The organism is Peribacillus frigoritolerans, from assembly GCF_004358755.1.
Lineage (GTDB): Bacteria > Bacillota > Bacilli > Bacillales > Bacillaceae > Bacillus_P.
Map to the genome: position 1 here is coordinate 470,078 of NZ_SMZY01000003.1, position 14,941 is coordinate 485,018.

The following is a 14,941-nucleotide window of genomic DNA, read 5'->3' on the forward strand; positions in this document are numbered from 1 at the left end:
CAACGTCGTAAATTGTAGAATTTTATCGTTTTACAATCGTTTATGGTTCCAATGTTAGAGGGAATGATAACGCTTTAATGTAAATATTAGAACTTTCTGACTAAAAAGACAATCTTTTTTTAGGGAATATATAATGGTAAATTTTTCTGAGTGTCGAAATGTTTTACTTGCGGATTTGGTCCAATTAGGTTAATTAGGGGAAGAAAAAATAGGAAAACCAGCCATGATTTTGGCTGGCCATTATATGCAAATTACTTTTTCTGAGCCAGCCATTCTGCTACAACAGCCGCGTCTGTTTCATTAATAAGTCCAGCTGGCATTCCGCCCTGACCTTTATTAATAATGCTTTCAATTTTCTCTTCATCATATTTAGCGCCTACTTTTTCAAGGCTTGGTGCTGCGCCGCCGCCTTCAAGATTTTGCCCGTGACAGCTGATGCAGTTTTGCTGTGCGATTTCTTCAGCTTTTGCCGTATCATTTGAACCTGTATCGTCCTTTGGCTCTTCTCCGGCATTATCTCCGCCTCCGCATGCTGCAAGCGCAAGTGATGTTCCAAATAATAGTGCGAATAGTTTTGTTTTCATTGCCTAAATCCTCCTCAAATAAGGATATAAAATACATTTCTATTATATCCTATCTACGCCCTCTTGAAACCTTCGCCGAGCACATCAGATGCATCCATAACGACGACAAACGCAGATGTATCAATGCTTTTTACGAGTTGTTTCAATTTGGTGAATTCTGTTTGATCGACTACACACATCAAAATCGGCCGTTCATTATCCGTGTAGCCTCCAAAAGCAGACAGTTTGGTCACTCCCCTGTCAATTTCACTGAGAATCGCCTTTCTGACCTCTTCTTCCTGATTCGTAATGATCATTGTCATCTTAGAACGCCCAAGCCCGACTTGAACGATATCAATCGTCTTGCTGGTAACATAGAGAGCTACAAGTGCATAAAGACCAAGTTCAATATCAAAAACAACGGCTGCTGTCAGCACAATCAGACCATCTATTAAAGCTACACATGTTCCAAGAGAAAGACCCGTGAATTTATGAATGATCTGTGCCGCAAGGTCTGTCCCTCCTGTTGAGGCTTTCCCTCTAAAAACAAGACCGAGACCGAGGCCAACTCCGATTCCGCCGAAAATCGCGCCAAGCAAAGGATCTGTGGTCGCAGGAGCCAGATCTTTTGTTAAAAAGACGACAAATGGAAGGAAAATGGTTCCTATCAGTGTTTTTAAACCAAATTGCTTGCCCAGGAGCAGAACTCCTGCAATAAATAAAGGAATGTTGAAAGCCCACTGAACATACGCAGGTTCAAACCCAAATATCGAATCGGTAATCGTACTGATTCCGCTCACTCCGCCGGATGCTATGCGGTTAGGCAGAAGAAACAGATTAAAGGCGATGGCAACGATTCCAGAACCGAGTAAAATAAATAAATAAGAAGTGATTTTTTCTAAAACAGGATTGTATGTACGAGTGCGTTTACGCTGAAACATCTTATATCCTCCATCTATGAAAACACTTGTTTTTTGACATAACCTTACAGAGTATAGCACCCGTCTGATCAAGCTGTAAATAACAGCGGGATAACGTGCTAAAGAGGTAAAGGGTTGAGGTTAGTTTTTACTATAGATGAAGGATTTAGCCGTATTTAGTTTTGGTCGAAAGAGTTAAAATCTCTGAACTCCCCTGATTTTATGGGATTTACTGTCCGAAATTGGAACTATACTAGCCGAAAAGCGTTTTTTACTTGCAAAAAAAGGAGAAATACTTGCCGATTTGATTCATTTACTATCTTTTTTCCAGACACCTCCTATTTAAGATGAGGATATTGCAGAAAAAAGGATTTTCTCTCGGCCGAGCAGTTGGTCGAAAGAGCAAGACACGAATGTGCAAATCGTATCACCATAAAAAAGCAGCCGCCCAAAGGACAGCTGCTTTATTTCTTTATGAAAGTTTAGAACGCAAGTATGCATCAATGAATGGATCTAAGTCGCCGTCCATGACACCTTGAACGTTTCCGCTCTCCGTACTTGTACGGTGATCTTTTACAAGAGAGTAAGGGTGGAAAACGTAAGAACGGATTTGGGATCCCCAGCCGATCTCCTTTTGTTCTCCGCGGATTTCGTCAAGCTCTGCCTGCTGCTCGTCAAGCTTCAGCTGATAAAGCTTTGCTTGAAGCATTTTCATGGCTCTCTCACGGTTTTTAATCTGTGAGCGCTCAGTTTGGCATGTCACAACCGTATTGGTTGGAACATGAGTGATACGGACGGCTGAGTCAGTTGTATTGATATGCTGACCGCCGGCTCCGCTCGCACGGTACGTATCAATTTTCAGGTCCTCTGTGCGAATATCAATGTCGATTTCATCATTGAATTCAGGCATGACTTCACACGATACGAATGAAGTATGACGACGGCCTGATGCATCAAATGGTGAAATACGGACAAGACGATGAACACCTTTTTCCGCTTTTAAGTAACCGTAGGCGTTATGACCTTTGAATAGAAGCGTGACACTCTTAATGCCTGCTTCATCACCAGGCAGATAATCAAGTGTTTCAACCTTGAAGCCTTTCTTTTCGCCCCAGCGAGTATACATGCGGAGCAGCATGGAACCCCAGTCCTGGGACTCCGTTCCGCCGGCACCTGGATGAAGTTCAAGAATCGCATTGTTTTTATCATGAGGCTCGCTTAATAGAAGCTGAAGCTCAAATTCGCTCATGGCTGTTGTCAGGTCTGTTACTTCACTTTCAAGCTCAGCGTGAAGTTCAGCATCAAACTCTTCTTTTAAAAGCTCATGAGTCATTTCGAGATTTTCATGTGTCTCGTTCATTTCATTGAATTGGTTAACCGCTTCTTTTAAAGCATTGCTTTCATTAATAACTGCCTGTGCTTCACTTTGACTGTCCCAGAAATTCGGATGGGACATCATTTCATCTAGCTCATCAATGCGAGCCTGTTTATGATCGAGGTCAAAGAGACCCCCTAAAAGCCGCTAATTTCTTAGCCATTTTTTCAAGTTCGTTCCGGATATCTGCAAGTTCCATAATAATTCTCCTCTAAAATGGGGTAAAGAGAGGTGCTTAACACCTCTCTTTCCTGATTTACTTACCGCAGCAGTTTTTGTATTTTTTGCCGCTTCCGCATACACATGCTTCATTTCGGCCAATTTCCATCTGCTTTTTCACAGGTTTTTTCTTAGGCGCTTCGTCTCCCTCTTTCGGGTGAACGGCCTCCTGTGGTTTTGCAACTTCCTCACGCTCTAGGTTGTTGCGGATTTCTGCTTTCATGATATATTTTGCAGCATCTTCTTCAATCGATGCAATCATGTTTTCAAACATTGCAAAGCCTTCCATTTGATACTCGCGAAGCGGATCTGTCTGACCATATGCGCGAAGGTGAATACCTTGACGCAATTGATCCATCGCATCAATATGATCCATCCATTTCGTATCAACCGCACGAAGCAGAATAACCTTTTCGAATTCGCGCATCTGCTCTTCGCCGAACGCTTCTTCTTTTTGGCTGTAGCGTGCTTTTGTTTTCTCAAGCACTAGCTCAGTGATTTCTTCAGATTCTTTCCCTTTGAAATCATTCACTGTAAAGATGCCTTCTTCAAGAAGATTGGCATTCAGATAATCAAGCAGTCCTTCAAGATTCCATTCCTCAGGAAGCTCGTCCTTAGGAGTGTACATCGCAACAACACGCTCAACTGTTGATGTCACCATGCCTTCAACGATGCTGCGAAGGTTTTCTGAATCAATAACATCAAAGCGCTGCTTGTAAATGACTTCACGCTGCTGACGAAGAACATCGTCATATTGCAGAAGCTGTTTACGCGCATCAAAGTTATTGCCCTCAACACGTTTTTGCGCAGATTCAACCGCACGGGTAACAATTTTACTTTGAATCGGCTGTGAATCATCCATGCCGAGACGATCCATCATCGCCATCATATTCTCAGAACCGAATCGTCTCATCAATTCATCTTCCATTGAAAGGTAGAATTGAGTCACACCAGGATCTCCCTGACGGCCAGAACGTCCGCGGAGCTGATTATCAATACGGCGGGATTCATGGCGTTCTGTCCCGATAACAGCTAAACCGCCAAGCTCTATTACACCAGGTCCAAGCTTAATATCTGTACCGCGTCCTGCCATGTTTGTTGCGATTGTAATAGAGCCTTGGTGACCGGCATTCTCGATAATTTCGGCTTCGCGCTCATGGTTCTTCGCATTAAGAACATTATGAGGAACACCTTTTTTCTTCAAAAGCTTAGAAATAAGCTCTGACGTTTCAACAGCGACTGTACCAACCAATACTGGCTGCCCTGCAAAATAACGAGTCGTTACATCATCCACAACCGCTTTAAACTTGCCCTCCATTGAACGGTAGACAAGATCAGCGCGGTCATCACGGACAACATCACGGTTCGTAGGAATCGCAACAACCTGCATGTTGTAAATGTTGCGGAACTCCTCTTCTTCCGTTTTCGCTGTACCCGTCATACCGGAAAGCTTCTCGTACATGCGGAAGTAGTTCTGGAACGTTATTGTCGCAAGCGTCATGCTCTCATTTTGAATCTCAAGACCTTCTTTAGCTTCAATCGCCTGATGAAGACCATCACTGTAGCGGCGGCCTTTCATTAAACGTCCTGTAAACTGGTCTACGATGACAACATTTCCTTCTTCGACTACGTAATCGACATCATTGTGCATCACAACATGCGCTCTTAATGCCATATTAATATGATGATTCAATGAAACATGTGTAAGATCAAAAAGATTTTCGATATGGAATGCTTTTTCAGCTTTGGACATCCCGTCTTCTGTCAGCTGAACGCCTTTTGTTTTTTCATCAAACGTATAATCTTCATCACGTTTAAGAGAACGGACAAAACCGTTTGCCTGCACATAAAGCATGGTTGACTTTGCTGCAGAGCCGGAGATAATCAGCGGAGTACGCGCTTCGTCAATCAAGATGGAGTCAACTTCATCGATGACAGCATAATGAAGCGGACGCTGAACCATCTGCTCTTTGTAAAGCACCATGTTATCGCGCAAGTAATCAAAGCCTAATTCATTATTAGTAGAATACGTGACGTCAGCTGCATAAGCTGCGCGCTTTTCTTCTTTTGAAAGGCCGTTTGTATTTAAGCCTACTGTTAAACCAAGGAATTCATAAAGCTTGCCCATTTCAACAGCATCACGGCTTGCCAGGTATTCATTGACTGTTACTACATGAACGCCTTTTCCAGAAAGAGCATTCAAGTAAACAGGCATTGTGGAAGTTAACGTTTTACCTTCCCCTGTTTTCATCTCAGAGATATTCCCGTCATGAAGGGCGATACCCCCCATCAGCTGAACAGGATAAGGATATAAGCCAAGAACACGCTTTGCAGCTTCGCGTACGACCGCAAATGCTTCAGTCAGAAGATCATCGACGCTCTCGCCTTTTGCAATGCGGCCTTTGAACTCCTGTGTTTTCGCCTTTAGATCTTCATCAGAAAGCTTTTCCATATCTGATGCAAGCGACTCTATTTGATTAGCCATTTTTTCATATTTATTTAATGCACGTTTGTTAAAATCAAACACCTTATTTAAGATTCCAAGCATTTTATACGCTCCTCTGTCTAATGAAGTGCCATACATGAACAGTATTCATGAGAACCCGCTAGAAATTTCAAAACTATTATCTATTTTACCATATATTTAATGTTTTCAACAGTATATCGGGTATGTACAAAAAAAGCGTGTTTCCAGTTTGAAAAATAGGGTGTTTTCATATGGATTGTTGTCCCAGGATAAATTTTGTCCGTTCCTTTCCGCTCCACTAAGTTTTTTTAACATTTAGTCTAATAGCAACAATATTTACGAAAAGAGACAATCAAAGACAAAGATAAAATCCAGACAAAGTAAAATGCAGCCCGCTCAAAGAACGGACTGCATTGGGTCGTTTGTATTATTCAGTTGGTTCAATAATCGCATATTTACCGTCTTTACGCTGGTAAACCACATTCGTTGTATTCGTTTCAGCATTTGTGAAAACGAAGAAATTATGGCCCAGCATGTTCATTTGAAGAATTGCTTCTTCACTGTCCATCGGCTTTAAGTTAAAACGCTTCGTGCGGACAACTTGAATTTGATCTTCTTCTTCCTGAACGGCCGTTTGTGCCTGTGCACCTTCCTGCTCGTCTGTTCCATTAGCGAACATGAATTTAGCAGAACCCTGCTCGCGCAATTTGCGGTTTACTTTTGTTTTATGTTTACGGATCTGACGCTCAAGCTTGTTTGTTACAAGATCGATGGCAGCGTACATATCCTCGTTGTATTCCTCAGCACGCAACACTAAATTGGTCATTGGAATCGTCACTTCAATCTTTGATTCTTGATCATTGTAGAATTTCAAATTCACATTTACGTTTGCTTCGATTGAATCCTCAAAATAGCGTTCCAGTTTGCCGATTTTCTTCTCGACATACTCTCTTAAAGCTGGAGTTACCTCAATGTTTTCGCCTCTGACGTTATATTTCAAAATGAACTCCTCCTTTGTAAAGGATATGTAAACTTAATTCTTCTTTTCCCTCTAGTATTCCTGCTCAAACGTAAAAATAATGTTAACAGGATGTGAAATTTGTTGAAGATTGCGGCAGAAGAACTTCCCTAGAAGGATGTGAATAGAATATGCCGGGGAATCTTTATTTATTCTACAGAAAAAATCCCATCCGGATGCAGATGAGATTACTGGAGGATGTATGGCATAAGGTATGCCTGAACCTCCCTTTTCCATTGGAGAAACAAAACGGAAAGCTCTTCTTTAATAAAAATTTGAAATAAAAACGCATCGTCTTTATTTAATGTAAACGGCTTCAATTCTTCAATGATCTGATCAAATAAGAGAATCTGATTTTGGAGATACTCATCATCTCCTGCCAGGTGAAACATGCCGGAATGTGTCGTATCGATTTGGATAAACGCATCCACAAGATCATCCATGACGCGTTCTCCTTCCGTATATTCCATGGATTCAATGCTCTGAATCAAATAGTGAAGATCCTCCTCTATAAAATTCAGCAGCTCGTTATACGAATAAAAAAGCTCATATTCACTTTGAGTGAGCGATTTATTTGCGTTTATCATAGTACATGCCATCGACTGAAGTGTTCTGATAAGGATTAACGTACTTTTGATTCGATGCTTTTTGAACTCTGAGCTTGGTGATATCGTTTTTAATTTCCTGTTTCAGCAGATTCAGCTTCTCATGAATAATGGCATTCCATTCCGTAATCTCTTTGCCAAGCAGCTTTTCCTCACGGTTGTAAGGAGGCTTCAGCTGTTTGATCAGGCTGTCACGCTGCTCAATCCAATCCTGGATGTTAACGATGTGGCTGTCTCTCATGTCTTTATCTGCTGCACCGTGCACTTCCGACAGCAATTGCTTCGTAAGCTGATGCAGTTTGTTAACAGCACTCACTAGACTTGCCCTCCTTGACCGAACTGCTGCCTGCGGGTCGATTGAATCACTTGCTTCCACGTATCGCGAAACTCCGTTACATACTCTTCCACTTCAGTAAGAATGGCCAAGTCGTTTGATATATTAGCTTCTACTAAACGACGATTTATATAGTCATACATCGACATCATCGATTCTGATACAGCAGCCTCAGGATTTAACGTAATCATCAGTTCCTGAATAATCCGCTGTGCTTTTTGAAGATTGAGGTTTTTCTCTTGGGTATTTTTCTGATGAATTGCCTGGCGTGCCTGCTTAATAAATTTAAGACAGCCATTATAAAGCATCAGCGTTAATTCGCCCGGTGAAGCTGTACTGACTGAATTTTGCTGATACGCTTGATAGGGGTTGTTCAGTGCCATTTCTATTTACTCCTTTATTAACCGAATTGCTGCATAAGATAATTCATTTGTTCATTTGAACGCTGAATGGCTTTTTCCATCGCCGTGAACTGCGCCCAATAACGGTCTTCCACTTGCGTTAACCGGTCTTCAAAACGATAAATTTGATTGTCAATCGATGAAAGGTTTCTGCCGATTGTAAACTGCTGGCTTGTTGAGCTTGAAGTTCCGGCCTTGGCATTCAGCTTATCCATCGTTGTTTTTAAGTTGTCATAAAGGTTTGTGATAATTCCCTTTTCACCGCTTGTCGGACCGGTGCTTGTGAAAAGCTTCTCCACACCTTCAGGATTCTCTTCAATCGCTTTTTTCAGCTTCGCTTCATCGATGATCAGCTTGCCGCCTTCACGATAGTTCGAAGTAGTTGAGATGCCAATGTTGGACAAATGAGTGAAAGATGAGCCAGATGCGGCTGATAGAGTAGAATAAAAATCTGTACGCATTTGGCTGAGTGCACCCGTTAAGATGGAGTCTTTTCTGAGCAGTCCACTTTGTGCTTTTTCATCCCATTGTTCCTGCTGTTTGTCCGTTAAAGATTCCCGCTCTTCATCCGATAGAGGCTGGTAGTCACGGTAGCGTGTTTCATCTGTTTTACCCTGGATTTTAGCAATGGTTTCATTATATAAAGTCACGAACTTTTTAATGTTGTCAAAGACAGCGTTCGTGTCGTTTGTGACGTTAATTGATACTGCAGGGTCTGCTGCTGTGAATGTGTCTTTTAGAGTGAACGTAACACCGCTCATTTCAAAGGTGTTAGATGTACGCTCGGTTGATAGACCGTTTACTGTGAATTTTGCGTTTTGGCCGCCCGTCTCCGTTCCAGAACCAAATCTCAAAACATTGTTCAGGAAACCAGCAGAAGTAATGATTTCATTTCCAGCCGTGTTAAAATCACCTGTTTCATTTCTGGTCAGCGTAATTTTATCTGAAAACGAATCGTATAAAGCGGTAACACCCAGCTGAGATGAGTTAATTTTATTAAAAACAGTATTTAAGGATTCCGTTCCCTGGATAAGAAAATTTTCTTTGATTTGCCCTTTGGACGTGTGTGTTTGCACATCAAAAGACATGTAATTGTCTGTACTCTCGATTACGTAATCTACTTTTACTGTACTGCCTTTTTTGACAGTCTCTCCGAATGTGAGATTGCCGTCACTGTCTAACTGTACTTCTCCAGCCTGCGGCGTTCCTGTTACTAGAGTAAAAGATTTCCCGTCCACTTTTACGACTGCATCTTTATCGAAGTTTTTAAGAACTTCTCCGCTCTCTAATGTCAGTTTTAAAGAACTTCCATCGGCAGCAGCGGTAATCGTCTGATTTTTCACCGTACCAGTCTGCCAGTTAAAATTCTGGTTGGCAAACGAATCTTTGATTTCGTAAAGAGATTTTGAAGGATCCACTTTTGATCCGGATGCTGATATTGCACCAGCGTTAACTTTAGTTGCAGCAGTCGCCAGCTGGTCTACTTTCGAAATGCTATAAGAAGATGTATTAGCCGAACTCGTAGCAGTTGCCGTCACTTTTTCGGAATTCGAGCTGTTCGTGGCGCGGGCACGGTAGTTGCTAGAGAGCTTCATATCAAAGGTCGCATTACGGAATGCAAACAAAAGGCTATTCATTTCACGATAGCCGTCCCGCTGCCATTCAAGCGTTTGTTTATTTTGCTTTAATTTATCAAGCGGCATTCTCTCTGCTTTCATTAGATCGGCTACAAGCGAATCAATATCCATTCCACTTGCTAAACCACCTATTCGAACCATGCTGAATCACCTCTCTAAATTTTTTTGTCTACAACAAATCCTAGAAACTCTGTCATTGCTGCATATAAATCGAGCATTTTTCTAGATGGAATTTCTCGTACAATCTCTTTTGTTTGATTATCAACGACTGTCACGTAATATTCATTCAGCTTTTCATGAAGCTGGAATTGAATATGCGTGTTAGCAGGCTGCAGAAAATCATTAATGCCGTTTATCACTTTTTCTAATTCTTCTTTTGGAAATGCAGATATGTATTCTTCTTTTTTATGTTCTGGAAGTTTAATAGGTTTCGTGTCGATTTCTGAGATGCGCGGACCGGGCTGGGATGACATTTTTTCGATCATCATGGTGGGTCGCTCCTTGGGATTAATGTTCTAATGATTATATCGGTTGGACTTATAGGATGTTGAAGGCTTAAAGTTTAAATTCAGCTTAAATATTGAATGGAGGTATCTGCATAAAAAAGACCCGGCATAAATATTCTACACCTAGTTGTATCCATTGTTTCAGCCCATCGCTATGGCAAAATGATATAACATAAAATTTCCCAATAGTTTGGAGCAGAAATGATGAGAAAAGTTATAAAAACATGTTTTTTTATCTCTATATTACTTATCGCTGGATGCAACAAGGAGGATGGAATGGATAAAAAAGAGATTGAAGAAATGGCTTCAAATGTGGCCGCAGAATATCTTCTTGTTGAGGAAGACATAGACTTTGTTGTAACTAATGTCCAGGTCACGAAAGAGGATGTGGGTGTAGCATTTGTAGATGGATATGTAAAAGATGATAAAGATAAAAAAATGTACGTCATGATAGATTACCTGGATGATTTTAAGGTTGGCGGTTATGGAAATCTAGAAGATAAAGAATAAAAAGAGCAGATTCTCAATATGAGACTGCTCTTTTATTTATGATTTTTTAAGATCCCCAGTGCTGTAAAGCATTAGAGTAGTGGGGGTCAGACGCTTTTTTTGATAGTATAATCATTTTATGTAAAATTTCCCAATAGTTTGGAGAAGAAATGATGAGAAAAGTAATAAAATATGTTTTTTCATCTCCATATTACTTATCGCTGGATGCAACAAGGAGGATGGAATGGATAAAAAATATATTGAAGAAACAGCTTCGAATTTGGCTGCCGAGTACATGCTTGTAGAAGAAGATATAGATTTTGTTGTTACAGATGTTCAGATTACGAAAGAAGATGTTGGTGTTGCATTTGTAAATGGGTATGTAAAAAATGAGGGGCGTTAAGAAGAAACAAGCTATGGTCTTGGTAGAAAGAAGACTAGTAAACATAGTATTGAGTATTATGAAGAATAAAACATCATACAGACAGCCTGTATTAGAAAATGAGAGTGCATAAATAGAGACCCTAGGAAAAATCCCTAGAGTCTCTTTCTTTTTTGCTAATCTAAGCCGTGGGGCGAAGATTAACGAAGTAATTGAAGTACACCTTGTGGCTGTTGGTTAGCTTGAGCCAACATCGCTTGAGCAGCTTGAGAAAGAATTGAGTTCTTAGTTTGGTTCATCATTTCTTTAGCCATCGTGCGAACATTAGCTTTCACAAATGACCAGACTATATCTTCACCTCATATTCCCAGGCTCAGCAAATTCTTGGAGTGTGACCTTAATTCTTAATTAAAATAGCCATATATGCCATTGTTGTATATCCGTTATCCCTCAGTAAATTAAAAGCCCTTTTCAAGTAAACATTGTTATGTTCAACTGATTTAGAAAATGATTGGATTAGTGTAATAACTAATTCTATTGTAAGACACTTGTGGAAACCAGCCATACCGATTAGATGAAGTTTAATCATTGAATAATGTAGGATGAGCATTACATAATCTTCGAACATATTTTTATTTCCAAACGGGAAGAGATTCTTGAAGACGTAGTTTACTAAATAGTTTTCGAGAATATACTCATGTTCACTCATAAAAGGCTTATAATACTCCTCAAAAGCCTCTTTATATTTTTCTGCAACTTCTTCAATATTTGATTCGTTCGTATATTCAATGCCTTGTAATGTCTCCGATAAGCAATTTTTGTATCTTTCGCTTCCTATCCCGTGTGCTACCCGATAATCCAGCAACTCTTTGCATAACTCCATTTGAATTGCTAAGTGTGTCGGGTCATTAGAAAAAACAGATTTTGCTCCTCCATTTGCCATCATAGTTGCGTAGTGTGCAATGATGTCTTGAATAGAATCTAATTTACCATGGTCAACCGCTTCTTGCACTTTTCTAAAGAATAATCCTAGGAAAATTAGACGTTCATTTAGAGAGTATGTTCTGTCCTGCAGTACTTGTATGGTAAAAATACGAAGTTCCCAGAAATATTTAATTGGTTTATTCATTAAATTCGGATTACTCGTATCTAATTCTTTAGCGATAAAAACTTGTCTATTTAATTCTTCTGTCTCATCAAATTCAATTCCATTCGGGTTCAATAAAGCTAATCTTGCCGCTTCGGGACAAGACATCGTTAGTGATTTCTCAACAACACCGTTTATTCTATTCAAAGATCGTGGGAAAGTCGTACATGTATTCGATAGAAAGTCCTCTCCAAGATTTAATTGTACCTTACATAAATTCTCTTCAGATAAAAAAGAGCATCTTCCTTCTTTACCCATTTTAATTTTGGCAAAATCATCTGATGAAGGATTAGATCTGTTCCGTATAATATTCTTTTTGAATAAGGGTTTTAGTTCTTTATCTTGATCTCTTTTATATTTTTTATATGTAGCCTCATCAATATTTACTCGCCAACCAGTACAACACGAATCTTCACAAGCAGAGCCAATACATGAAAATTCTTTTACATATTGTGGAATTAACAAAGATCTTGTTTTTTCAGTCATTTTTTTCTCTCCCTCTTGCTGTTACATTGACTAACATAAATTTCCTCATTTAGGGAAGGAATTTATGTTAATCATGTAAATCTAAAAAAGGAGTGGGAAAACCCCACTCCCTAACCAGTTTATTAACGCAATAATTGAAGAACGCCTTGTGGTTGTTGGTTAGCTTGAGCCAGCATGGCTTGAGAAGCTTGCGCCAAGATGGAGTTTTTGGTTTGTTCCATCATTTCTTTAGCCATATCTACATCACGAACACGTGATTCAGCTGCGGTCAAGTTCTCAGAGGCATTGTTCAAATTACTGATTGTATGCTCCAATCTATTTTGAATAGAACCAAAAGTAGATCTTTTTTCAGATACTGTTTTAATAGCAGCGTCTACAGCCGCGATATCAGTATCAAATGTTCCTTTTGTACCATCCGGTTTAACAGCATTTACAGCTAAACCAGTCGCATCCATATCAGTAGCAAGTTTAACGTTTAATTGTTGAGTTTTGTTAGCTCCAATTTGTAAATCGATATCTAAGGTACCATCAAGTAATTTTTTACCGTTAAATTCAGTACGATCTGAGATTCCAGTAAGTTCTGAATTAAGCTGAGTAATTTCATCATTTATTGACGATAAATCTTCAGCACCTAAAAATCCATTTCCACCCTGTACTACTAGTTCTCTCATTCTTTGAAGAATCGAATGAGTTTCACCCAAAGCACCTTCGGCAGTTTGGATTAATGAAATTCCATCTTGAGCGTTACGAGCGGCTTGATCCAACCCACGAACTTGTCCACGCATTTTTTCAGAGATTGCAAGACCTGCTGCATCATCACCTGCTCGGTTAATACGTAGTCCTGAAGATAATTTCTCCATTGATTTACCTTGAGCTGTAGAAGCACTGTTCAACTTGTTGTAAGTATTAAGAGCCGCAATATTATGATTAATTCTCATTTTAAATTTTCCTCCTTGAAATAATTGTAGTAATCCACATCCATGTGAATTCTTATATACTCGCAGTCGCAACAGCCGGCCGCCTGTTGGTTCTGCTTGTTACACTTCTTATATCGTCATGATTGGGAGTTGTTTTATAGCATTTAGAAAATATTATAATAAAACCTTAAGCGAATGTGCTTAAGGTTTTCTGTTCTTTAATTGAGCAAGCATATCTAAAGATACTTCTGCTGCTTTGTTATTTTCTTCCTGAATTGAGAGGTAGATTTCTTTGCGATGGATATCTACGTTTTTAGGAGCGTTAATACCGATTTTCACTTGGTCGCCAGCTATAGATATTACTGAAAGTTCAATATCATCGCCAATTTGAATGGCTTCTCCAGTTTTCCTAGTTAAAACAAGCATTATGCTCCCTCCCATAAACGGTGCTTAGTTGTGTACTCGGACTTATTTAGGATGAGTTGCTTGCCTAATCTTTTTCCTTTATTTAAAATCAACGGACCTTGCAAATTCGCAGTTGAGTTAGTAAACGGATCACTCACTGTTAAAATAACAAACACTTCAACATCATCTGGAGATTCTATCATTAATAATTCTTTTGATGATTCATCCAAATCAAATTCATAGTCTTTAAAAAAGAAAAAGGGACTAGTGACGACAAATGCGGTGTTTTGCGATTGAATGGATTGAAGAATAAAGAAAGAAGATCCTTCTTCAAGTGGAAGCATGATAAAGTGCTTCTCTTCAATAAACCCTGGAATCCCATGTTCAAAGGTAATCTTGTGTGCTTCATCAATTGCTGCTTCCCCGTGATATTTCGTTTGAATTAACATGCTTCACATTCCTTTGTTTGAGTCTATTAAATCTTTTTGTCTATTGAAACGAAGTCTATCTTCAGCTGGTTTCTCTCAGCAAGTTCAACTTTGACCTCTCCAGCTTTATAATCCATGATCGGCTTGTTGATCTTGCTCTCAATAATTGGGGTATTGGTCTTCACATCAATATTCACTTCTGCAGGCTGATAGTCGAGCTTGACGCTGAAATGTGATGGAATAAATCCAATGTTAAATTGCTTGATTTCACGTTCGCTGTTTTGTTTCGCCTGAGCTGTAAGAGGCCTGCCGCCATTTTCAATTCTCATTTGTTCATCGCCTTGCTGGATTCGTCTTGCAATCCCGGCGAGAACGTCTTGGTGCCCTTGATCAGCTGCTTCAGCTATCCGCTTAGAAATATGCTTTAAATCAACATCTTCTCTGGCTTTTGTCTGATCTATCGTCAGCTTACCTGGTGTAGTTTGAATGGTTAGCTCTGCTTTTGGCTGCTGGATGGACAGATCCGCTTTTGGCTGCTGCATTTCCAGTGTAGCATTGACCGTGTCTAAACCTATTTTAGCAAATCTGCTTTCCAATCTTATTTGAGGAATGTTCATGTTTGTCCTCCTAGTAAAAAAGCTA

At 39.8% G+C, this 14,941-nt stretch carries 17 protein-coding genes and 1 pseudogene; 2 read left to right on the top strand and 16 right to left on the bottom strand.

Going from position 1 to position 14,941, the window contains the following annotated elements; genetic code table 11:
- Positions 1-251: 251 nt before the first annotated feature.
- The 10 genes from cccB to flaG all read right to left on the bottom strand — a co-directional run bounded on the left by cccB (position 252) and on the right by flaG (position 10,027).
- On the bottom strand, positions 252-584 hold the full coding sequence (cccB, locus tag E2R53_RS15855; protein WP_133312700.1) for a cytochrome c551: 333 nt from the start codon (positions 582-584) through the stop codon (positions 252-254).
- 53 nt (positions 585-637) lie between these two features.
- The gene (locus E2R53_RS15860; RefSeq protein WP_133312701.1) at positions 638-1,504 is read right to left on the bottom strand and encodes a YitT family protein; all 867 of its coding nucleotides are present in this window, start codon (positions 1,502-1,504) and stop codon (positions 638-640) included.
- A 451-nt stretch (positions 1,505-1,955) separates the two neighbouring features.
- A protein-coding gene (prfB, locus tag E2R53_RS15865; protein ID WP_133312702.1) for a peptide chain release factor 2 occupies positions 1,956-3,057 on the bottom strand; the annotation gives its coding sequence in 2 pieces (ribosomal slippage) (positions 1,956-2,984 and positions 2,986-3,057; 1,101 coding nt in all).
- 57 nt (positions 3,058-3,114) lie between these two features.
- Positions 3,115-5,625 (bottom strand): preprotein translocase subunit SecA, encoded by a 2,511-nt coding sequence (gene secA, locus E2R53_RS15870; RefSeq protein WP_133312703.1) that lies wholly within the window; start codon positions 5,623-5,625, stop codon positions 3,115-3,117.
- Positions 5,626-5,971: 346 nt separating this feature from the next.
- Complete coding sequence (hpf, locus tag E2R53_RS15875; RefSeq protein WP_133312704.1) at positions 5,972-6,544, bottom strand: ribosome hibernation-promoting factor, HPF/YfiA family; 573 nt, start codon at positions 6,542-6,544, stop codon at positions 5,972-5,974.
- 206 nt (positions 6,545-6,750) lie between these two features.
- Entirely contained in the window at positions 6,751-7,149 is a 399-nt protein-coding gene (locus E2R53_RS15880) for a hypothetical protein (protein ID WP_133312705.1), read from the bottom strand.
- Positions 7,133-7,483: a hypothetical protein gene (locus E2R53_RS15885; protein WP_070878194.1), complete on the bottom strand. Its 351-nt coding sequence runs from the start codon at positions 7,481-7,483 to the stop codon at positions 7,133-7,135. Before E2R53_RS15885 ends, E2R53_RS15880 begins: the two co-directional genes overlap by 17 nt.
- Positions 7,483-7,884 carry a flagellar export chaperone FliS gene (gene fliS / locus E2R53_RS15890; RefSeq protein ID WP_133312706.1) on the bottom strand — a complete coding sequence of 134 codons (402 nt, stop codon included), beginning with the start codon at positions 7,882-7,884 and terminating at the stop codon, positions 7,483-7,485. The genes E2R53_RS15885 and fliS overlap by 1 nt, the downstream gene beginning before the upstream one ends.
- Positions 7,885-7,901: 17 nt before the next feature.
- Entirely contained in the window at positions 7,902-9,680 is a 1,779-nt protein-coding gene (locus E2R53_RS15895) for a flagellar hook-associated protein 2 (protein WP_133312707.1), read from the bottom strand.
- A gap of 14 nt (positions 9,681-9,694) precedes the next feature.
- The gene (gene flaG, locus E2R53_RS15900; RefSeq protein ID WP_133312708.1) at positions 9,695-10,027 is read right to left on the bottom strand and encodes a flagellar protein FlaG; all 333 of its coding nucleotides are present in this window, start codon (positions 10,025-10,027) and stop codon (positions 9,695-9,697) included.
- 294 nt (positions 10,028-10,321) lie between these two features.
- Here flaG and E2R53_RS15905 point away from each other — a divergent pair, with 294 nt between their 5' ends.
- Together E2R53_RS15905 and E2R53_RS23345 are read left to right on the top strand one after the other, a co-directional pair.
- On the top strand, positions 10,322-10,555 hold the full coding sequence (locus E2R53_RS15905) for a hypothetical protein (protein WP_133312709.1): 234 nt from the start codon (positions 10,322-10,324) through the stop codon (positions 10,553-10,555).
- A gap of 223 nt (positions 10,556-10,778) precedes the next feature.
- The gene (locus E2R53_RS23345) at positions 10,779-10,937 is read left to right on the top strand and encodes a hypothetical protein (protein WP_165971008.1); all 159 of its coding nucleotides are present in this window, start codon (positions 10,779-10,781) and stop codon (positions 10,935-10,937) included.
- A 179-nt stretch (positions 10,938-11,116) separates the two neighbouring features.
- Here the strand turns inward: E2R53_RS23345 and E2R53_RS15910 are convergent.
- The 6 genes and pseudogenes from E2R53_RS15910 to E2R53_RS15935 all read right to left on the bottom strand — a co-directional run.
- Positions 11,117-11,230 (bottom strand): annotated as a pseudogene (locus E2R53_RS15910) (flagellin); the annotation flags it as partial.
- Between the two features lie 83 nt (positions 11,231-11,313).
- Positions 11,314-12,549: a flagellin lysine-N-methylase gene (fliB, locus tag E2R53_RS15915; protein ID WP_133312710.1), complete on the bottom strand. Its 1,236-nt coding sequence runs from the start codon at positions 12,547-12,549 to the stop codon at positions 11,314-11,316.
- Positions 12,550-12,671: 122 nt separating this feature from the next.
- Entirely contained in the window at positions 12,672-13,487 is an 816-nt protein-coding gene (locus E2R53_RS15920; protein ID WP_133312711.1) for a flagellin, read from the bottom strand.
- A 180-nt stretch (positions 13,488-13,667) separates the two neighbouring features.
- Positions 13,668-13,892 carry a carbon storage regulator CsrA gene (gene csrA, locus E2R53_RS15925; protein WP_133312712.1) on the bottom strand — a complete coding sequence of 75 codons (225 nt, stop codon included), beginning with the start codon at positions 13,890-13,892 and terminating at the stop codon, positions 13,668-13,670.
- A complete protein-coding gene (fliW, locus tag E2R53_RS15930) occupies positions 13,892-14,320 on the bottom strand; it encodes a flagellar assembly protein FliW (RefSeq protein WP_133312713.1) in 429 nt (142 codons plus the stop codon). The genes csrA and fliW overlap by 1 nt, the downstream gene beginning before the upstream one ends.
- Positions 14,321-14,346: 26 nt before the next feature.
- Entirely contained in the window at positions 14,347-14,916 is a 570-nt protein-coding gene (locus tag E2R53_RS15935; protein ID WP_133312714.1) for a DUF6470 family protein, read from the bottom strand.
- Positions 14,917-14,941: the final 25 nt, after the last annotated feature.